Annotated in this window: 19 protein-coding genes; 8 read left to right on the forward strand and 11 right to left on the reverse strand. The window is 71.1% G+C overall.

Annotated features, from left to right (window positions below):
• Positions 1 to 19: 19 nt before the first annotated feature.
• From ABZ928_RS05360 to ABZ928_RS05390, 7 genes are read right to left on the reverse strand one after another with little or no spacing between them, the layout of a single operon-like run.
• Entirely contained in the window at positions 20 to 337 is a 318-nt protein-coding gene (locus ABZ928_RS05360; RefSeq protein WP_361515166.1) for a hypothetical protein, read from the reverse strand.
• Entirely contained in the window at positions 303 to 698 is a 396-nt protein-coding gene (locus ABZ928_RS05365) for a hypothetical protein (RefSeq protein ID WP_361515167.1), read from the reverse strand. Before ABZ928_RS05365 ends, ABZ928_RS05360 begins: the two co-directional genes overlap by 35 nt.
• Positions 695 to 1,402: an ABC transporter ATP-binding protein gene (locus ABZ928_RS05370; protein WP_361515168.1), complete on the reverse strand. Its 708-nt coding sequence runs from the start codon at positions 1,400 to 1,402 to the stop codon at positions 695 to 697. The genes ABZ928_RS05365 and ABZ928_RS05370 overlap by 4 nt, the downstream gene beginning before the upstream one ends.
• Complete coding sequence (locus ABZ928_RS05375) at positions 1,399 to 2,085, reverse strand: ABC transporter ATP-binding protein (RefSeq protein WP_361515169.1); 687 nt, start codon at positions 2,083 to 2,085, stop codon at positions 1,399 to 1,401. Before ABZ928_RS05375 ends, ABZ928_RS05370 begins: the two co-directional genes overlap by 4 nt.
• Positions 2,086 to 2,089: 4 nt before the next feature.
• Positions 2,090 to 4,201 carry an ABC transporter permease gene (locus ABZ928_RS05380; protein WP_361515170.1) on the reverse strand — a complete coding sequence of 704 codons (2,112 nt, stop codon included), beginning with the start codon at positions 4,199 to 4,201 and terminating at the stop codon, positions 2,090 to 2,092.
• 9 nt (positions 4,202 to 4,210) lie between these two features.
• Complete coding sequence (locus tag ABZ928_RS05385; RefSeq protein ID WP_361515171.1) at positions 4,211 to 5,599, reverse strand: ABC transporter substrate-binding protein; 1,389 nt, start codon at positions 5,597 to 5,599, stop codon at positions 4,211 to 4,213.
• A gap of 28 nt (positions 5,600 to 5,627) precedes the next feature.
• Positions 5,628 to 7,082 carry an aldehyde dehydrogenase family protein gene (locus ABZ928_RS05390; RefSeq protein ID WP_361515172.1) on the reverse strand — a complete coding sequence of 485 codons (1,455 nt, stop codon included), beginning with the start codon at positions 7,080 to 7,082 and terminating at the stop codon, positions 5,628 to 5,630.
• A gap of 136 nt (positions 7,083 to 7,218) precedes the next feature.
• Between ABZ928_RS05390 and ABZ928_RS05395 the strand changes: the two genes are divergently transcribed.
• The 5 genes from ABZ928_RS05395 to ABZ928_RS05415 all read left to right on the forward strand — a co-directional run bounded on the left by ABZ928_RS05395 (position 7,219) and on the right by ABZ928_RS05415 (position 10,603).
• The gene (locus ABZ928_RS05395) at positions 7,219 to 7,683 is read left to right on the forward strand and encodes a pyridoxamine 5'-phosphate oxidase family protein (protein ID WP_361515173.1); all 465 of its coding nucleotides are present in this window, start codon (positions 7,219 to 7,221) and stop codon (positions 7,681 to 7,683) included.
• 87 nt (positions 7,684 to 7,770) lie between these two features.
• The gene (locus tag ABZ928_RS05400) at positions 7,771 to 8,331 is read left to right on the forward strand and encodes a carboxymuconolactone decarboxylase family protein (RefSeq protein WP_361515174.1); all 561 of its coding nucleotides are present in this window, start codon (positions 7,771 to 7,773) and stop codon (positions 8,329 to 8,331) included.
• Positions 8,328 to 8,744, forward strand: a complete 417-nt coding sequence (locus ABZ928_RS05405; RefSeq protein ID WP_361515175.1) for a nuclear transport factor 2 family protein — start codon at positions 8,328 to 8,330, stop codon at positions 8,742 to 8,744. Before ABZ928_RS05400 ends, ABZ928_RS05405 begins: the two co-directional genes overlap by 4 nt.
• On the forward strand, positions 8,741 to 9,844 hold the full coding sequence (locus ABZ928_RS05410; RefSeq protein WP_361515176.1) for an acyl-CoA dehydrogenase family protein: 1,104 nt from the start codon (positions 8,741 to 8,743) through the stop codon (positions 9,842 to 9,844). The genes ABZ928_RS05405 and ABZ928_RS05410 overlap by 4 nt, the downstream gene beginning before the upstream one ends.
• 3 nt (positions 9,845 to 9,847) lie before the next feature.
• The gene (locus tag ABZ928_RS05415; protein WP_361515177.1) at positions 9,848 to 10,603 is read left to right on the forward strand and encodes an acyl-CoA dehydrogenase family protein; all 756 of its coding nucleotides are present in this window, start codon (positions 9,848 to 9,850) and stop codon (positions 10,601 to 10,603) included.
• Here the strand turns inward: ABZ928_RS05415 and ABZ928_RS05420 are convergent.
• Genes ABZ928_RS05420 through ABZ928_RS05430 form a run of 3 tightly spaced genes read right to left on the reverse strand, consistent with a single transcriptional unit; the run spans position 10,600 to position 13,549 of the window.
• Positions 10,600 to 11,382, reverse strand: coding sequence for an enoyl-CoA hydratase (locus ABZ928_RS05420; RefSeq protein WP_361515178.1), 783 nt, complete (start codon positions 11,380 to 11,382; stop codon positions 10,600 to 10,602). The genes ABZ928_RS05415 and ABZ928_RS05420 overlap by 4 nt on opposite strands.
• Before the next feature lie 9 nt (positions 11,383 to 11,391).
• Positions 11,392 to 12,567, reverse strand: coding sequence for an acyl-CoA dehydrogenase family protein (locus tag ABZ928_RS05425; protein ID WP_361515179.1), 1,176 nt, complete (start codon positions 12,565 to 12,567; stop codon positions 11,392 to 11,394).
• Positions 12,551 to 13,549, reverse strand: a complete 999-nt coding sequence (locus ABZ928_RS05430) for an acyl-CoA dehydrogenase family protein (RefSeq protein WP_361515180.1) — start codon at positions 13,547 to 13,549, stop codon at positions 12,551 to 12,553. Before ABZ928_RS05430 ends, ABZ928_RS05425 begins: the two co-directional genes overlap by 17 nt.
• Positions 13,550 to 13,673: 124 nt before the next feature.
• On the opposite strand from ABZ928_RS05430, the gene ABZ928_RS05435 reads away from it, so the two are divergent.
• From ABZ928_RS05435 to ABZ928_RS05445, 3 genes are all read left to right on the forward strand, one after another.
• Positions 13,674 to 14,342: a TetR/AcrR family transcriptional regulator gene (locus tag ABZ928_RS05435; protein WP_361515181.1), complete on the forward strand. Its 669-nt coding sequence runs from the start codon at positions 13,674 to 13,676 to the stop codon at positions 14,340 to 14,342.
• Positions 14,343 to 14,429: 87 nt separating this feature from the next.
• A complete protein-coding gene (locus ABZ928_RS05440) occupies positions 14,430 to 15,251 on the forward strand; it encodes an acyl-CoA thioesterase domain-containing protein (protein ID WP_361515182.1) in 822 nt (273 codons plus the stop codon).
• Positions 15,248 to 16,282, forward strand: coding sequence for a dihydrodipicolinate reductase (locus ABZ928_RS05445; RefSeq protein ID WP_361515183.1), 1,035 nt, complete (start codon positions 15,248 to 15,250; stop codon positions 16,280 to 16,282). Before ABZ928_RS05440 ends, ABZ928_RS05445 begins: the two co-directional genes overlap by 4 nt.
• Here the strand turns inward: ABZ928_RS05445 and ABZ928_RS05450 are convergent.
• Positions 16,275 to 17,423 carry a thiolase family protein gene (locus tag ABZ928_RS05450; RefSeq protein WP_361515184.1) on the reverse strand — a complete coding sequence of 383 codons (1,149 nt, stop codon included), beginning with the start codon at positions 17,421 to 17,423 and terminating at the stop codon, positions 16,275 to 16,277. The two genes, ABZ928_RS05445 and ABZ928_RS05450, sit on opposite strands and share 8 nt — an antisense overlap.
• Positions 17,424 to 17,527 lie beyond the last annotated feature (104 nt).

Below are 17,527 nucleotides of genomic sequence, written 5' to 3' on the forward strand. Positions count from 1 at the left end.
GGTCTTCAGTCGTCGGTCGTCAGTCGGAGGCCGGGAGGGGTTTGGCCGCCTTGAGGGTCATGGGGGCGCCGTCGCAGGCGAGTTCGCCGACTCCCGGGCTGGTGCAGAGGAGTTCGAGGGTGCCGTCGGCGTCGACGTACCGCTTGCCGAGGAGGGTGTCGGGCGCGGCGTCCGTGGCGGGCGCGGGCGGGGCGGTGGCCGCCGGAACCATCGGGGCGCCGCCGCAGGTGAGCGCGGGCCGACGGTCGGTGGGGGCTCGGACCACGACCACCCGTGTGGTGCTTCCCGGGCCCGCCAGCTGGTCACCGGGGCGCAGCGTCGGTGCTGGTGAGGTCATGGTTCAGGTCCCTTTCGCGGAGGCGGTCGGCGAGCACGGCGAGGTCGTGGGACTGGCGGGCCATCCAGAACCGCAGGAACCCGGTGAGCGAGTGGCGCAGGAACAGGGCGGCGCCGACGACCGTCGCGGCGATCCCGCCGAGGCCGAGGGCGAGGCCGTCGCGCTGGTCGAGGGGGTTCTCGGTGTTGTGGGTGACGAAGTACGCCGACAGCGCGAGGACGAGGCCTACGACCATGAGGGCGCCGCCGGTGCGCAGCCAGAGGGCGGAGCGGGTGGCGGCCGGGTCGGGGATCCTGAGCTCGGCGAGTTCGCGGACGAAGCGATCCGCACGGGAGTCGGTGGGTGGCTCGATGGGTGTCATGCGGAACTCCCCAGGTAGAGGGCGGACAGTTCGTCGCGCAGGCCGTCGTCGGGGCTGCCCTGCCGCTGGACCCGGCCGCGCACGAGGACGGCGGCGTGGTCGGCGAGGCCCAGGACGGCCGCCGCGAACTGCTCGACGACCAGGACGGCCACGCCCTGCCGGGCGATCTCGGCGACCTGTTCGTAGAGGCGGGCGACGACCAACGGGGCGAGTCCCATGGACAGTTCGTCGAGGAGCAGCACGGCGGGGTCGGTGGCCAGGCCGCGGGCGAGGGCGAGCATCTGCTGTTCGCCGCCGGAGAGGGTGCCGGCCGCCTGTCCGGCCCGGTGGGCGAGGACGGGGAAGCGCGAGAAGGCGGTCTCCTCGATCTCCTCGCGGCTGCGGCCGGTGAAGGTCATCATCAGCAGGTTGTCGCGGACGGAGAGGTTGGGGAACACACCGCGTCCCTCGGGGATCAGACAGACGCCCGCGCGGGCGAGGTCGCGCGGGTCGGCCCCGGTCATGTCCCGGCCGCCGAGCAGGAGGTGGCCGGAGAGGGCCGGGTGGATTCCGGCGGCGACCCGCAACGTGGTCGTCTTCCCGGCGCCGTTGGGGCCGAGCAGCGCGACGACCTGGCCCGCGGCGACGGTCAGGTCCACGCCGTGCAGGACGGTGATGCCGTCGTGGGCGGCGCGTATCGCGCGCAGTTCGAGCAGGGCGTTCACGCGTCCCCCAGGTAGGCGGCCAGCACGGTCTCGTCGTTCCGGATCACCTCGGGCGGCCCTACGGCGATGACCTTGCCGAGGTCGAGGACGTACACCTCGTCGCACACGCTCATCACCAGTCCCATGTCGTGTTCGACGAGGACGACGGCCGTTCCCTCGTCGGCGAGGGAGCGCAGCAGGGCGGCGAAGCGCTCGGTCTCCTCTCCGTCCTGTCCGGCGGCGGGCTCGTCGAGGAGCAGCAGTCCGGGGCGTACGGCGAGGGCGCGGCCCACCTCGACCAGACGGGCCACTCCGGTGGGCAGGGTGTCGGCGCTCGTGTCGGCGATGCCGGTGAGGCCGAGGCGGTCGAGGATGCCGTCGGTGCACTCCTGGGCGCGTCCGCGTTCGGGGCCGAGTTCCGCGGCGACGAGGAGGTTGTCGCGGACGGTCAACCGGCCGAAGAGTTCCAGGCGTTGGAAGGTGCGGGCCAGTCCGTGCCGGGAGCGGCGGGCGGGGCCGAGGCGGGTGACGTCGCGGCCGTCGAGGACGACCTTGCCGGTGGCGGGGCGGCGCAGTCCGGACACGACGTCGAACAGGGTGCTCTTTCCCGCCCCGTTGGGGCCGATGAGCCCGGTGACGCGGCCGCGTTCGGCGTGCAGTCCTACGCCGTCCAGGGCGCGGTTGCCTCCGAAGGCGACGGTCACGTCGCTAACTTCGAGCAGTGGCACGGGCCAGCACCTCCCCGTCCTGCGGTCGCCAGGGCCGTCGTACGCCCCACCACTCGACCGGGACGTCCAGATCGGTCTTCGGGGCCCGGCGGGCGGCGGCACAGGCGCGCAGGGCGTAGGCGAGGGCGAGTGAACCGAGCAGGAACGTCCAGCCGTTGATGGCGTCGGTCAGTCTCAGGACCCAGCCGAGCGCCAGGCCGCCGAGGAGTGCGGGCAGGGCGACGCGGTCGCGGCCGAGGGGCTCCCAGTCCTGGCGGAACCGGCTGATGATGCCCTGGGGGCTGTGGCCGAGGCCCATGCCGGCCAGGGCGGGCAGGACGCTGACGATGTTCTGGGTCCAGGAGGCCAGGCCGATCAGGAGGTTGGGGCCGACGAAGGCGGTGCCGGCGAAGAGGCCGTTGCCGACCGCGCCGAGGCCGCCGATGACGGCGACCAGGAAGAGGGGCAGTCCGGCGATGAGGTTGAACTGCTCGGCGGTGATGGAGCGTTGCTGCATGCCGTAGAGCGCGCCGCCCAGTCCGGCGATGCCCGCCGAGAGGGAGAACACCAGCACCTTGGTGACCAGGAGGTTGCCGCCGAGTGTGGCGTAGGCCGCCTCGCTGTCCCGTAGGGCGATGAGTCGGCGTCCGAAGCCGCTGCGGCGCAGGCGGGCCACACCGAGGGAGGCGAGGCCGAGGCAGATCGCGGCCAGGACCATCAACTCGGCCTCGGAGTCAAGGTGTTGGCCGAGGAGGCTGGGGCCGGTCATCTCCACCGAGCCCTGGTCGAAGAGCGCGATGCGCACGCCGAGCACCTCGAAGGAGGGCAGGGTGAAGATCCAGCGGTCGAGGACGACCGCGAACGCCGCCGTGCCGAGGGCGAGATAGACGCCGGAGAACCGCAGCGCGGGCACGGCGATGAGCGCCCCGGCCGCCGCCGACACCGCGATCGCCGCGACCAGGGCCCACAGCTCGCCGTGTGCGCCGAGGTGTCCCCAGACGACGGCGCCGATGCCGGCCATGCTCAGCTGGCACAGGGAGATCTGTCCGGCGTACCCGGCGAGGGGGACATAGGAGAGGGCGACGATGCCGAGGGAGAAGATCGGGCCGTAGGTGACGAGGTCTGCCTGGCCCAGCGTGGTGGCGAGGACGAGCGCGAACACGACGGTCGCCAGGGCGAAGACGGCCGTGCCGCGCAGGGTGGGTGCCGGTACGGGGACCAGCTGGCGGTCCCGGCCGCGCAGGCGGGGGTGCCGGAAGACCAGCAGGGCGAGGAAGAGCAGCAGGGCGGGGGCCGCCAGGCGCAGGCCGGGCAGGTAGTCGTTCTGCGGGAGGTAGCCGGTGAGGTAGCTCTCCAGGCAGCCGACGACGATCGCGCCGGCGAAGGTGAGCGGCAGGCTGCGCAGCCGCCCGAAGACGGCGGCGGTGTAGGCGCTGACGATCAGCAGGGAGAGCTGGGAGGCGTCGAGGGCGACGGTCGGGGCGATCAGGATGCCGCCGACCGCGGCGAGTTGGGTGCCGAGGATCCAGGCGACGCGGCTGGCGCGGACCGGGTCGGCGCCGGTCAGCTGGACCAGGGCGCGGTCGTCGACCGTGGCCCGCATCTCGGCGCCGGTGCGGGTGCGGTTGAGGAGGAACCAGAGGCCCGCGGCGACCGCCACGGCGACGGTCATGGTGAGGGCCTGGTGCCAGGTGACGGTGGCCGGGCCGAGGTGGAAGGGGGTGCGGTCGGCGAAGAACACCCCGAGCGGGCGGGGGACGTTGGGGTCCCAGATCCAGCGGGCGGCGGCGATGGCGCCGCTGAGCAGCGCCACCGTCATCACCAGCCGTTCGGCCTCGCCGAGGCGTTGCACGGGCCGCATCAGGACCCGTTCCACGGCGAGGCCGAAGCCCGGGGCGAGCACGAGCAGCACCAGGGCCAGGGCGACCGGTACCGGCCACCCCCAGCCGACGGTGAACTGCCAGTAGCAGAAGGCCGCCAGCATGCCCGCCGCCCCGTGCGCGAAGTTGAACACGCCGGTGGTGACGTAGGTGAGCACCAGTCCGCTGCCGATCACCGCGTAGATGGCGGCGGTGCTCAGCCCGACGATCCCGAAGGTGAGGAACTGTTCCATCAGCTCACGTCACTTCACATCGCTCATGCTCTTGCCGACGTCGGCGAGGGTGAGGGGCTTGCCGTAGTTCCCCTTGAACTTGTAGGCGGGGGCATCACAGCGGTAGGCGCCGCTGTCCGGCTGGAAGTCGGCCGGCTCCCAGCCCTTGGAGGTGGCCTTCTCGATGTTGAAGCAGGTCAGCGCGGCGTCGGAGGTGGTCAGGTCGACCGGGGCGAGCAGGCCGCCGCCGCTCCACGCGGACTCCTTGCGGGCCGTCTCGTAGACGCAGGTGCGGGTGAGGGCGTCGCCGCAGCTCTTGGCGGACTTGGCGAACAGCAGCCAGGCCGCGAAACCGCGCACGGCGGGCAGGGTGACCTGGGCCTCGGGGGCGTACTTCTTGAACAGGTCGAGCACTTGCTGGGTCGCCGGGTTGCCGGCGGCCTTCTCCAGCGGGTACACGCCGCCCAGGTCGGCCAGGTTGTTCTGGAAGTCGAGGGAGGAGCCCGCGAGTTGGAGGAAGGCGGGGCCGTAGGAGTTGTTGTTGGCGTCGATCCAGTCGAGCTTGTAGTTCATGCCGGTCAGGACCTGTTCCAGCTTGGACAGCTGGACGAAGTCGCCGTTGAAGATGAGGCCCTTGACGCCCTTGCTCTTGATGGACTGGGCGTACGGGGTCCAGTCGGAGACGCCCGTGGCGGGGTAGAGGTCCTTGTAGATGATCTTCGCGCCGGCGGCCTGGAGGCCTTCCTGTGCCTCGGCGTTGATGACCTTGGTGACCGGGGAGTCGCCGCCGATGGTGCCGACGGCCTTCGCCGAGCCCGGGTAACCCTCTTTGAGGAGCCAGTTGTAGTAGCCCGCGTAGCGGTTGTAGGAGGCGCCGCCGGTCGGGTTGAGCTGGAGGTCGGATCCGTTGTTCTGGAGCTGGCTGACCTGTGCGGGGAAGTCGGGGAGTGTGCACTCCAGGCGGTCCTTGACGCCGAGGGCGTCCAGGGCCGCACCACCGCCGACCAGCGCGAAGTCCTCCTTGCAGGCCTCCAGCATGCGCTGGCGGACCTCCATCAGCTTGGTGTCGTGGGTGGTGGCGACGAGCTTGCGGCCGTTGATGCCGCCGGCCGCGTTGCACCAGGAGGTGAACACCTTCGCGGCGTCCACGAACTCGGACTTCTTGGTGAAGCCGAGGTCGGTGAAGACACCCACCTCGATCTGGTCGGCGGTGACGCCCTGCGCGGGCGAGCTCTTCGCCGCGCCTGCGCCGCAGACGCCCTTCAGGTCGCCGAAGTCGCCGGACGCCGCCTGCTGTGCGGCTTCGGTGGGTGAGCCGTCGCCGCCGTCGGACTCTGCGGTGTCTTCGTGGCCGCCGCATCCGGCGACGGTGAGCAGTACGGCCGCCGTCAGGGCGGCGGGGATCGCGTGGACTCTCACGGGGTCTCCTCCAAGGTGCCGTCCCCGGCTACTGCGCCGGCACGCCGAACGTCTTGAGCTCAAGGAATTCCTCCAGCCCCGCCACACCCATCTCCCGCCCGATGCCCGACTGCTTGTAGCCGCCGAACGGGGCGTCGGGGCCGAAGAACATGCCCCCGTTGATGCTGAAACTGCCACTGCGGATCCGCCGCGCCACGTTGATCGCCCGCTCGTCGTCGGCACTGAGCACCGCGCCGGACAGGCCGTACACGGAGTCGTTGGCGATCCGGACGGCGTCGTCCTCGTCGTCGTACGGGATGACGACGAGCACCGGTCCGAAGATCTCCTCCTGGGCGATCTCGGAGGCCGGGTCGACGTCGGCGAGGAGCGTCGGCTCGTAGAAGAAGCCCTCGCGCTCGGCGGGCCGACCGCCGGTGACCAGGGTGGCTCCGGCGGCGACGGCACGTTCGACCAGGCCGTGCACCTTGGTCCGCTGCCGTTCGCTGATCAGCGGGCCCATGTGGGTCGCCGGGTCCGACGGGTCGCCGTACGTCACCCGGCCGAGCATCGCGGTGACCAGCTGGACCGCCTCGTCGTGCCGGGCGCGCGGGACCAGGAGCCGTGAGGTGATGCCGCAGCCCTGTCCGGCGTGGGTGCAGACGGTGAAGGCGGCGAACATGGCGGCCTGAGCGAAGTCGGCGTCGTCGAGGACGAGCATCGCCGACTTGCCGCCGAGTTCCAGGAACACCTTCTTCAGGGTGGCCGAGGCGGCCGCCATGACGGCCCGGCCGACCGGGGTGGAGCCGGTGAAGGTGACCATGTCGACGCCGGGGTGGGCGGTGAGCAGCTCGCCGGTCTCGGGGCCCGACGAGGTCAGTACGTTGACGACGCCGGCCGGGATGCCGGTCTCCTCGGCGATGATCCGGCCGAGGGCGAGCGTGGTCCACGGGGTGTCGGGCGCTCCCTTGAGGACGACCGTGCAGCCGGCGGCGAGGGCGGGGGCGAGCTTGGCGAGGGCCAGCTGGTTGGGGAAGTTGTACGGCAGGATCGCGGCGACCACCCCGGCCGCCTCCTTCTCCACCCAGCGGCGGTGCGGGCGGCCCCTGCTCTCCAGTAAGGGGAGCTCTTCGCGGAACTCGTAGCGCTCCAGCAGGTCGGCGTACCACTTGACCAGCTCGATCGGCTCGTCGAGCTGGGTGCCGTGGGTCAGTGAGCGGGGTGCGCCCACCTCCGCGATGGTCAGCTCGCGCAGTTCCTCGCGGTGCTCGGTCAGCGCCTGGTGGAGCCGGCGCAGACAGCGCAGCCGCAGGGCGCGGTCGCGCGCCCAGTCGGTGGTGTCGAAGGCCCGGCGGGCCGCGGCGACGGCCGCCTCGACATGCTCGGCGCGCGCGTCGGAGGCGGTGCCCAGCACCTTTCCGGTGGACGGATCGAGGGTCTCGAAGCCGCGTCCCGCGTGGACGAGTTCACCGTCGATCAACAGCCGGTCCTCATGGAAAAGACTCACGGCTCCCCATCTCTTCCGGGTGACGCAGGGGCCCGCTTGCCACGTCCCTGCCTGCGGTGGAAAGTAGCTTCTCACTAGAGGAGAAGCAACCATCCGTGCACGAGAATTAGGCATTCATCGAAGAGCGGGAGGAATCATGCCCGGTCAACGCAGGGGCACGAAGATCGCCATGACCGACGAGGAGCGGGACGCCTTTCTGCGCGCCCAGCCGGTGTGCCGGGTCGCGACGGCGGGGCCGGACGGCCGCCCGCACACCAGCGCGCTGTGGTTCGTGTGGGACGGGACCGCATTGTGGCTCAACTCCCTGACAAAGAGCCGACGATGGGCTGACATCGGCAACCGTCCCGACATCAGTGTGCTCGTCGACGACGGCGGCTTCGACTTCCTGCGGCTGCGGGGCGTGGAGCTGCTGGGAAGCGCGCAGGTCGTGGGCGAGGTCCCGCGCAAGGGCGAGCCGCTCGACGAACTAGCGGCCCCTGAGCGGCTGTTCGCGGAGAAGTACGCGGGCGGGCGGGCCTTCCAGTACGACGGACGGCACGCGTGGCTCAGGATCCGCCCCGAGAAGATCGTGAGTTGGGACTTCGCCAAGCTCCGTACCTGATGGTTGACGCCCCCGCAGCCCCCATGGAAACCTTCAGCCCGTACGGAGAGAATGCCATTCTCACCCCAGTCCAAGGGAGTTACGGAGATGCGCCTTCCCCCGCTGCCGGACGACGAGTGGGACGACCGGACCCGCGAGGCGCTCTCCGGGCTGCTCCCCAGGAGGCTGCGCAACGAGCGGGGCGCCGGCCCGGCGATGTCCAGGCTGGCCCGCCATCCCGACCTCGCGCAGGCGTTCCTCTCCTTCAGCGTCTACATCCTGTTCCGTTCGACGCTGCCGCCCCGGGTCCGCGAGGTGGCGACCCTGCGGGTGGCGGCGCGCCGGGAGTGCGCCTACGAGTGGGCCCACCACACGAAACTGGCGCGCGAGGCGGGTCTGACGGAGGCGGAGATCGAGGCGGCGGGGCGCGGCAAGGCGGACGATCCGCTGGACAACCTGGTCCTCGCGGCGGTCGAGGAGCTGGAGGAGCGCTCCACCCTCTCCGACAGCACGTGGGACGCGCTCGGCGAGCACCTCGACGAACGCCAGCGGATGGACCTGGTGTTCACGGTCGGGGCGTACGCCGTGATGGCGATGGCGTTCAACACGTTCGGCGTACAGCCCGGCGCGGAGGAGTCCTCGGAGGAGAACGGAGAAGAAGGGCCATGACCACTGACGACCTCGTGGAGATCCAGCAGCTCCTCGCCCGCTACGCGGTGACCATCACCCGCGGCGACATCGACGGCCTGCTCACGGTCTTCACCCCCGACGGCACCTACAGCGCCTTCGGCGACACCTACCCCCTGACGGAGTTCCCGGCACTGGTCGCGGCGGCACCGAAGGGCCTGTTCCTCACGGGGACGCCACTCGTGGAGAAGACGGGCGAGGACACGGCGAACGGCACCCAGCCCCTCTGTTTCGTCGACCACGCCACGCACGACCTGCGCATCGGCTACTACAACGACACCTACGTCCGCACGCCGAACGGCTGGCGGCTGCGCACCCGCGCCATGACCTTCATCCGCCGCAGCGGCGCCCACGACTCGGGCCGTCCGCACGCCTTCGACCGCCCGGCCGTATGACCGCCTTCGCGACCGTCGAGGAGTTCCGCACCGCCCTGCGGGACTGGCTCGACACGCACGACCTCTCCCCCGGCCCCGACCACTCGCTCGACGCCCAGGTCGCCCAACTCGGGCGCGTCCGCAAGGCCCTGTTCGACGCGGGCTGGATGCGCCACGGCTGGCCCGCCGGGGTGAGGGGGCTCGGCGGGCCGGCCGTGTTCCGCGCGGTCCTCGGCGAGGAGGTCGCCACCCGCGGCCTGGCCGAGCCCGGCATCTACTCGATGGTCGAGGTCCTCGTCCCGACACTGATCGCGTACGCCCCTCCCGAACTGGCCGCCGACATGGTCCCGTTGCTCCTGAACGGGGACGAGCAGTGGTGCCAGGGTTTCTCCGAACCGGGCTCGGGAAGCGATCTGGCGTCACTGACGACCCGCGCGGTCCTCCAGGACGACGGCACCTGGCGGGTCAACGGGCAGAAGGTCTGGACGAGCCTCGCCCAGTACGCGGCCCGCTGCGTCCTGCTCACCCGCACCGCACCCGGCCACGACGGCATCACCGCCTTCTTCGTCGACATGGACACCCAGGGCATCACGGTCCGCCCGCTGCGCACGATGCACGGCGTCGACGAGTTCGCGGAGGTCTTCTTCGACGACGTGGTCGTCCCCGCCGACCGGATGCTGGGCCGCCCCGGCGACGGCTGGCGCCTGGCGATGGACCTGCTCCCGCATGAACGCTCGACCTGTTTCTGGCATCGCGTGGCCCACTTGTACACCCGCCTGGACCGCCTCCTGGAGGAGACCTCGGAGCCCGAAGACGCCGCGCTGGGCGCCGCGTATCTCGCCCTCCACACGGTCCGCTGCCGCTCCCACGCCACACAGCGACGGCTCGCCGAGGGGGCCAGGCTCGGCCCGGAGACCTCCGTCGACAAGGTGCTGCTGGCCACGGCGGAACAGTGCCTCTTCGACACGGCACGCGACCTGCTGCCGGGAGTGCTGGAGCTGACGGACTCGCCGTGGCGCTCGGAGTACCTGTACTCGCGTGCGGCCACGATCTACGGCGGTACGGCGGAGATCCAACGGAACATCATCGCGCGGCGGTTGCTGGACCTGGGTAAGGAGTGAGGCGTGGACGCGGCGGAGTCGGAACTGCTCACAGAGACCTTCCGCAAGACCATGACGACGTCGGGCCCGGCGCTGGACGCAGCCCTGACGGAACTGGGCTGGCACGAACTCCTCGCCGAATACCCGGAGTTGGCGATCCGCACGGTCTTCGGCCTGCTCGGCGAGACCGGAGCACACGCCTCACTGCTCAACGACGTGATGGGCGGTGGCACACCCCCGTTGCCGTACACGGGCGGGAGGTGGGTGGTGTGGGATCACGCCGGAGAGGGGTCGGGGATCGACCCCGAACTGCCCCTGCGCACCGTCCCCTCAGGTGACCCGCTCCCCCTCGCCATGGGCCGCCGCGCCCTCGGCTGGTGGCTGCTCGGCACCGGTCGGGCCATGCTGACCCTCGCCCGGACGCACGCCCTCGACAGGGTCCAGTTCGGCCGCCCCCTGGGGGCCTTCCAGGCGGTACGCCACCGCCTCGCGGAGACCTTGGTGGCGCTGGAAGGCGCGGAAGCCACCCTCGTCGCCGCCACCGACCCCTTCGGCTCCCTCCTGGCGAAGGCGGCGGCGGGCGAGGCGGCACTGACGGCGGCCCGCCACTGCCAGCAGGTCCTGGGCGGAATCGGCTTCACCGCCGAGCACCCCCTGCACTGCCATGTGCGCCGGGCCCTGGTTCTGGACGGACTGCTGGGCAGCGCACGGGAGTTGACGCGGGAGGCGGGGGCGAGGTTGCGGGCGGAGGGGGCAACCCCGAGGCTGGTTCAGCTCTAGCGCAGTTTCTCCTTCATCTCGTCCAGCTTCGCCAGGATCGGATAGCCGCTCACGCTCAACGCATTGCCGTGCCCGGTCTGGTGAACGTCGAACACCGACTGGATGGCCGCATAGAAGCCCTGGACGTCCTGTGTCTGATTGACGGCCCGCTTCGCCTGCCGCAGGCCGAACGCCGGCATCTTCGCTATCTGTTCGGCGAGTTCGCGGGTCTCGGCGTCCAACTGGTCCCGCGCCACCACCCGGTTGACCATGCCCACCTTCTCCGCCTCCCCGGCGGTGAGCGGGCGGCCGGTGAACAGGATCTCCTTCGCCTTCCTCGGCCCCAACTCCCAGGTGTGGCCGTGGTATTCGACGCCACCGATGCCCATCGTCACCACCGGGTCGGAGAACAGCGCGTCCTCCGACGCGACGATCAGATCGCAGGGCCAGCACAGCATCAGGCCGCCCGCTATACAGCGCCCCTGCACCGCGGCGATCGTCGGTTTCGGTACGTTCCGCCAGCGCAGGGTGTATTCGAGGTAGCGGCGGGTCTCCGCGCGGTAGATCCACTCCAGGGTGATCTCGTTCGGGGCGGGCCAGCGGTCCTTGAGGTCGTGGCCGGCGGAGAAGTGCCTGCCCTCCGCGCGCAGGACGACGACCTTGGCCTCCTCGTCCTCCGCGGCCCGCGTCCACGCCGCGTCGAGTTCGTCGAGGAGGGCCATGTTCTGGGCGTTGGCGACCTCGGGCCGGTTCAGGGTGATGGTCGCGATACGGTCCTTCACCTCGTACAGGATGTGCACGGCGGCTCCTCAGCGTCGGGGCAGGCCGAGTACGCGCTCGGCGATGATGGTGCGCTGGATCTCGGACGTCCCGCCGGCGATGGTCGCGCCGAAGCTGCGGGCGTAGCGGTGGAACCAGCTGGCGAAGTTGTCGTCGTAGGTCATGTGGTACGCCGGTGCCGTGGTCGCCGGATGGATCAGACCGTCGGGCCCTGCGGCCTCCAGGACCTTCTCCAGGGCGCGTTGCGAGGCCTCCGAGCCGAAGACCTTCAGCACCGAGAGGGCCGGTACGTCCTGTTCGCCGCGGGCGGCGCGGGAGAGGGCGGCCGAGCCGAGGAGGCGGAGCGCCTGGACGTCCATGACCAGGGTGGCGTACCAGTCCTTCTCCAGGGGGCCGGTGGGCCGGAAGTCGCGCACGATGTCGCCGAGCCGTTCGGCCTCGCTCACCCACATCAGGGTGCGCTCGTGGCCGAGGGAGCCGTTCGCGACCCGCCAGCCCTCGTTCAGCGGCCCGACCAGGTTCTCCACCGGCACCCGTACGTCCTCGAAGAAGACCTCGTTGAAGTCCTTGTCCTCGGGGTTGGTGTACGAGGCGAAGGGGCGGCGGGTCAGGCCCGGGCTGTCCGTCGGGATCAGCAGGACGCTGATGCCCTTGTGCTTCGGGGCGTCCGGGTCGGTGCGGACGAAGGTGAGCAGGACGTCGGCGTCATGGGCGCCGGAGGTCCACACCTTCTGGCCGTTGACGAGGAAGTGGTCGCCCCTCGGTTCGGCGCGGGTGCGCAGGGAGGCGAGGTCGGATCCCGCGCCGGGCTCGCTCATGCCGAGGGCCGCGGTGAGTTCGGCGCGCAGGATGGGCACGGCCCAGCGGCGCTTCTGTTCCTCGGTGCCGAAGGTGAGCAGCGAGGCGGCGATGATGCCGACGCCCTGCGGGTTGAAGCTGTGGAAGATACGGCGCCGGGCCAGCTCCTCCATGTGGACGTATTGCTGGATGACGGTCGCGTTGCGGCCCCCGAACTCCGGCGGGTTGCCCGGCAGCAGCCAGCCCTCGTCGAACTGGAGGCGCTGCCAGCTCCGCGCCCACTCGGGCAGATGTCCCGTGGAACGGGAGCGCTCGCCGGCCTCGGCCTCCGTGGGGAGGTGGGCCTCCAGGAACGCCGCGAACTCGGCGCGGAAGGCCTCGACGTCGGGGTCAAAGGTCAGTCGCATGGCACTCCTCGGCTATCAGCGCCCGGTGCTCGGCGGCACCGCCCAGCAGCAGCTCGCCCGCCTTGGCCCGTTTGATCGCGAACTGGAGGTCGTTCTCCCAGGTGTGTCCCATCGCCCCGAACAGCTGCACGGCGTGCCGGAACACCAGGGCTTGGCACTCACCGGCCGCGGCCTTGGCCATGGACGCGGCGAGCCGCCGCCGTGGATCGTCCTCGGCGATCGTCAGCGCCGCGAAGTAGCCGAGGGCGCGGGCGCGTTCGACGGCCACGTGCATATCGGCCGCCTTGTGCTGCACGGCCTGGAAGGAGCCGATGGGGGCGCCGAACTGGTGCCGGGTGCGGGCGTGGTCGAGGACCAGGTCGAGGGCGCGTCGGCAGGCGCCGACCATGGTCAGGGCGAGGCCGGTCAGGGCGTGGTGGCGGGCACGTTCGGGGTCGGCGGCGGACCGGGCGCGGGCGGGGACGCGTACGTGGTCGAACAGGACGTCGGCGATGTGCAGGACGGGGTCGAAGACGGGGGACCGTACGGCGGTCACCGCGTCGGCGGGGACGACGAACACGCCTCCGGCGGTCACCACGGCCAGCTGTTCGGCCCGGTCGCCGTCCAGGACGTGGCGGGCGACGCCGTCCAGGACCCAGTCGCCGTGGTCCGCGCGGGCGGTGACCCCGGAGTACACGGCGGTGCCGGAGCGGCCCGGCCCGGTGAACTCCGGGGCGAGCGGGGCGAACTGGGTCATCGTCGCGAGGTAGGGCGTGGGGTCGGTGGCGCGGCCCAGTTCCTCCAGGACGATCGCCAGCTCGACGGCGTCCGCCGGGTCCGTCAGTTCGGTCCAGCCGAGGTCGGCGTAGACGCGCCAGAGCGGATCGGGGTCGGCGCCCTCGTCGGAGATCCGGCGGATCAGGGCCGGTGGGCACTCCTTCAGTACGGCCTTGTGCACGGTGTCCTGCCACAGCCTCTGCTCGGCATCGAACTCCAACAGCATGGGGGCCTCCTCGGCGCGAGAATAACATTCTCACTGAGAGAAATTAAGAGTCTCACGAAAGCCCTCACAGGCGTCCAACCTGGCCGCAGGCCTGTTGTCGCTACACTGCAGTAAAGTTCTCCCCATGGCACAGAAGGCGGACCAGCCCTTGAGCACCCCGACCGAAGAACCGGCCTGGAAGCAGCGTGCGGTCGAGCGTTCCACCCAGGCCGCGAAGCGCCGGGCCGAGCAGCGGGTGGAGCGGTTCCTCGACGCGGCCCAGGCGATCATGGCGGAGAAGGGCACCACCGACTTCACCGTGCAGGAGGTCGTCGACCGTTCCAAGCAGTCGCTGCGCAGCTTCTACCAGCACTTCGACGGCAAGCACGAACTGCTGCTCGCTCTGTTCGAGGACGCCATGAGCAAGTCGGCCGAGCAGCTGCGCACCGCCGCGGCCGAGCAGTCGAGCCCGCTGGACCGCCTGAAGATCGCGGTGCAGACCCTCTTCGAGAACTCCTGCCCCGACCCGGCCGCCAAGCGCCCGCTGTTCACCGACTTCGCACTGCGCCTGCTGGTCTCGCACCCCAACGAGATGCGGGTCGCGAACGCCCCGCTGCTCGCTCTCCTCACCGATCTGATGACGGACCTGGAGGAGGCCGGCCTGCTGCGCCCTGGCTTCAAGCCGCGCCGGGTAGCCGCCCTGACCATGCAGACCGTCATGTTCAACGCGCAGTCCAGCGGCCAGGCGGGTTCGCACCCGATCACGGCGGACGAGATCTGGGAGTTCTGCGCGAAGGGCTTCACCCTGAGCTAGCGACCGGCTGCACGCCGAGCCGGCAACCGCCGCTGCCGCTTGAGAACACCATTCTCATCGACGTAAATCTCCTTTACTCTCGCTGGCATGCCCCTTGCCACGAGTGAACTCTGGGACGACCTGCTCTCCTGCCTCGATCTGCGCACGCCCCCGGGCGGCACGGTGTTCGAGGCCCGGAACCAGCGACTGGGCTATCACCGGCTGTTCGGCGGGCAGTTGCTCGCCCAGTCCGTCCGGGCGGCGCGGCTGAGCTGCCCGGACAAGGACATCAAGTCGCTGCACGCCCTCTTCCCCCGGGCGGGACGGCCCGAGGAACCCGTCCGCTACGAGGTGGAGCGCCACCATGTGGGCGGCACCTTCGCGACCCTGACGGTCGTGGCCCGGCAGCAGCACGGCGTCGTCGCCACCGCCGCCGTCTCCCTGCACTCCGCCGAGGACGGACCGAGCCACCAGACCGCCGCACCCGTCCCCGCCGCCCTCGGCCCCGAACACCGCGTCGACCTGCACCTCCTCCCCTGGGAGACACGCACCGCGGCCGACCTCGACGCCACCGACCCCGGTCCGCCGGAGTTCGACCTCTGGATGCGCATGCCGACGGCCGATCCGGAACTGGCCCCGGCCCTCACGGCGTACGCCACCGATCTCACCCTCATCGGGACCGCGCTCCGCCCGCTCGACGGCATCGGCCAGCGCGACGCGCAGAAGGCGTTCACGTCGGCCGTCACCTCGCACACCGTGTGGTTCCACCGCCCGTTCCGCGCCGACGACTGGCTTCTGCTGCGCCAGCACAGCCCGATCCTCGCCCACGGCCGCTGCTTCGGCCGGGGCGATGTGCTGACCGAGGACGGTTCCCTGGTCGCCTCCTACGCCCAGGAGGCGTTGCTGCGGCTGGCCCGGGAGGCGGGGTGAGCGCGTACCGGGTCGTCCAGTGGGCCACCGGGACGATCGGCACGCGCTCGCTGCGGGCGGTGGTCGAGCATCCGCAGCTGTCACTGGCAGGCGTCCATGTGCACACCGCCGCGAAAGTCGGCCTGGACGCGGGCGAGTTGTGCGGACCGGACGCCGTGACGGGCGTGACCGCCACCCGGGACATCGAGCACATCATCGGCCTCGGGGCGGACTGCGTGCTGTACATGCCGCTCGTGTGCGACCTCGACGAGGTGTGCCGGCTGCTGGAGTCGGGCGCGAACATCGTGACCACGCGCGGGGAGTTCCATCATCCGGGGAGCATGGATCCCGATGTGCGCAAGCGGGTCGAGGCCGCGTGCGAGCGCGGTGGCACCTCGATCCACAGCACGGGCAGCAGCCCCGGATTCATCACCGAGGCGGTGCCGCTCGTCCTGACGTCGATCGCGCGGCGGGTCGAGCGGGTGGCCATCGACGAGTACGCCGATCTGTCGCAACGCCCGTCGCCGGAGCTGCTGTTCGGGGTGATGGGGTTCGGAGTCGCACCCGCCGAGTTCGCCGAGGAGCGGCTCTCCCGGGCACGCACCAGCTTCGGGCCTTCATTGCGGCTGGTCGCCGACGCGCTGTCGTTGCCGCTCGACTCCCTTGAGGCGAGCGGCGAGTTGGCGACAGCACGGCGGCATGTCCGGATCGCGGCGGGTGAGTTGGCGGCGGGGACGGTGGCCGCGCAGCGCCTGACGGTGTGCGGCAAGCGGGAGGGTCGTACTCTCCTCCGTTTCCGTGCCACCTGGTACTGCACGGCCGATCTCGTACCGGCCTGGGATCTGTGGGACACCGGCTGGCATGTCACGGTCGACGGTGACGCGCCGCTCGACGTCGGGATCCGGCTGCCGGTGCCGTTGGAGCGGATGGCCGAAGTGTCACCGTCGTACACGGCGAACCGCGCGGTCAACGCGGTGCCGTTCGTGTGCGCGGCGGAGCCCGGGATCCGCACGACGGTGGACCTGCCGCAGATCACCGCGACGCTCAGCTGACCTCCACCACCATGGCGGAGCCCATCCCGCCGCCCGCACACATCGACGCGACCCCGATCCCGCCGCCGCGCCGCCGCAGTTCGTGGACGAGGGTGACCAGCATGCGGGCGCCGGTGGCGGCGACGGGATGGCCGAGGGAGCAGCCGCTGCCGTTGACGTTGACCGTGTCCGGGTCGAGGCCGAGGAGGCGTACGGCGGCGACGGTGACCGAGGCGAAGGCCTCGTTGATCTCGTACAGGTCGACGTCGGAGGTGGTGAGGCCCGCGCGGGCCAGCGCCTTGGGGATGGCCTTGACCGGGGAGAGGCCGGTTTCGGCGGGGTCGACGCCGACAGAGGCCCAGGCGCGGACGGTCGCCAGGGCGGGCAGGCCCTCGGCGGCCGCCGTCTCCTCGCGCGCGACGACCAGGGCGGCCGCGCCGTCGTTGCCGCCGCAGGCGTTGCCCGCGGTGATGCTGAAGCCCTCGATCTCCGGGTGCAGGGGCTTGAGCGCGGCGAGTTTCTCCAACGACGTGTCCCTGCGCGGGTGTTCGTCGACGGAGAAGAGCCCGTACGGGGTCTCGATGGGCACGAGCTCGGCGTCGAAACGGCCCTCGTCGATGGCTCGCACGGCGTTGCGGTGCGAGCGCAGCGCCCAGGCGTCCATGTCGGCGCGGGAGATCCCGGCCCGCTGGGCGACGTTCCAGCCGATGCAGAGCGACATGTCGGCGTTCGGGGCGTCGGGGCGGTCGGGGTGGGTGGGCGGCATCCAGGGCTCGGCCCACTCGCCGTCGATCCGGAACCGCGACTTGGGCGCCGTGGAAGCGGAGTTGACGCCGCCCGCGATGATCAGTTCGTCCATGCCGGCCCGGATGCCCGCGGCCGCGCCCGCCACCGCCGCGAGGCCTGCCGCGCAGTGCCGGTTGAACGCGAGCCCCGGGACCGAGGTGAGCCCGACGGTCAGCGCGGCGTGGCGGGCTATCACACCACCGCCGTACAGGCCCTCCCCGAGGATCACGTCGTCCACGCGGTCCGGGTCGAGGCCCTTCGCCGCGGCGCCCACGATGTGGTGGGCCAGGTCGAAGGCCGTGGTGTCGCGCAGGGTGCCCCTGCCCGCGGTACCGACGGGCGTACGCAGGGCGGACACGATGACTGCCTCGGGCATGGACGCCTCCAACTCGGTCACGGCACGGGGTGAGAACGCGGATGACAACCCGGATGAGAACCCGGGTGAGAATGCTACTCTCGCAAAACTAGAACATGACTCGC

This window comes from Streptomyces sp. NPDC046909 (assembly GCF_040644695.1).
Classification (GTDB): domain Bacteria; phylum Actinomycetota; class Actinomycetes; order Streptomycetales; family Streptomycetaceae; genus Streptomyces.

What these genes read in the sequence shown, in the direction of transcription:
- ABZ928_RS05395 (WP_361515173.1), top strand. Translation starts at nt 7,219, where the DNA reads ATGCCCGGTCAACGCAGGGGCACGAAGATCGCCATGACCGACGAGGAG.
- ABZ928_RS05450 (WP_361515184.1), bottom strand. Translation starts at nt 17,423, where the DNA reads ATGCCCGAGGCAGTCATCGTGTCCGCCCTGCGTACGCCCGTCGGTACC.
- ABZ928_RS05400 (WP_361515174.1), top strand. Translation starts at nt 7,771, where the DNA reads ATGCGCCTTCCCCCGCTGCCGGACGACGAGTGGGACGACCGGACCCGC.
- ABZ928_RS05405 (WP_361515175.1), top strand. Translation starts at nt 8,328, where the DNA reads ATGACCACTGACGACCTCGTGGAGATCCAGCAGCTCCTCGCCCGCTAC.
- ABZ928_RS05430 (WP_361515180.1), bottom strand. Translation starts at nt 13,549, where the DNA reads ATGCTGTTGGAGTTCGATGCCGAGCAGAGGCTGTGGCAGGACACCGTG.
- ABZ928_RS05365 (WP_361515167.1), bottom strand. Translation starts at nt 698, where the DNA reads ATGACACCCATCGAGCCACCCACCGACTCCCGTGCGGATCGCTTCGTC.
- ABZ928_RS05435 (WP_361515181.1), top strand. Translation starts at nt 13,674, where the DNA reads ATGGCACAGAAGGCGGACCAGCCCTTGAGCACCCCGACCGAAGAACCG.
- ABZ928_RS05360 (WP_361515166.1), bottom strand. Translation starts at nt 337, where the DNA reads ATGACCTCACCAGCACCGACGCTGCGCCCCGGTGACCAGCTGGCGGGC.
- ABZ928_RS05410 (WP_361515176.1), top strand. Translation starts at nt 8,741, where the DNA reads ATGACCGCCTTCGCGACCGTCGAGGAGTTCCGCACCGCCCTGCGGGAC.
- ABZ928_RS05425 (WP_361515179.1), bottom strand. Translation starts at nt 12,567, where the DNA reads ATGCGACTGACCTTTGACCCCGACGTCGAGGCCTTCCGCGCCGAGTTC.
- ABZ928_RS05440 (WP_361515182.1), top strand. Translation starts at nt 14,430, where the DNA reads ATGCCCCTTGCCACGAGTGAACTCTGGGACGACCTGCTCTCCTGCCTC.
- ABZ928_RS05380 (WP_361515170.1), bottom strand. Translation starts at nt 4,201, where the DNA reads ATGGAACAGTTCCTCACCTTCGGGATCGTCGGGCTGAGCACCGCCGCC.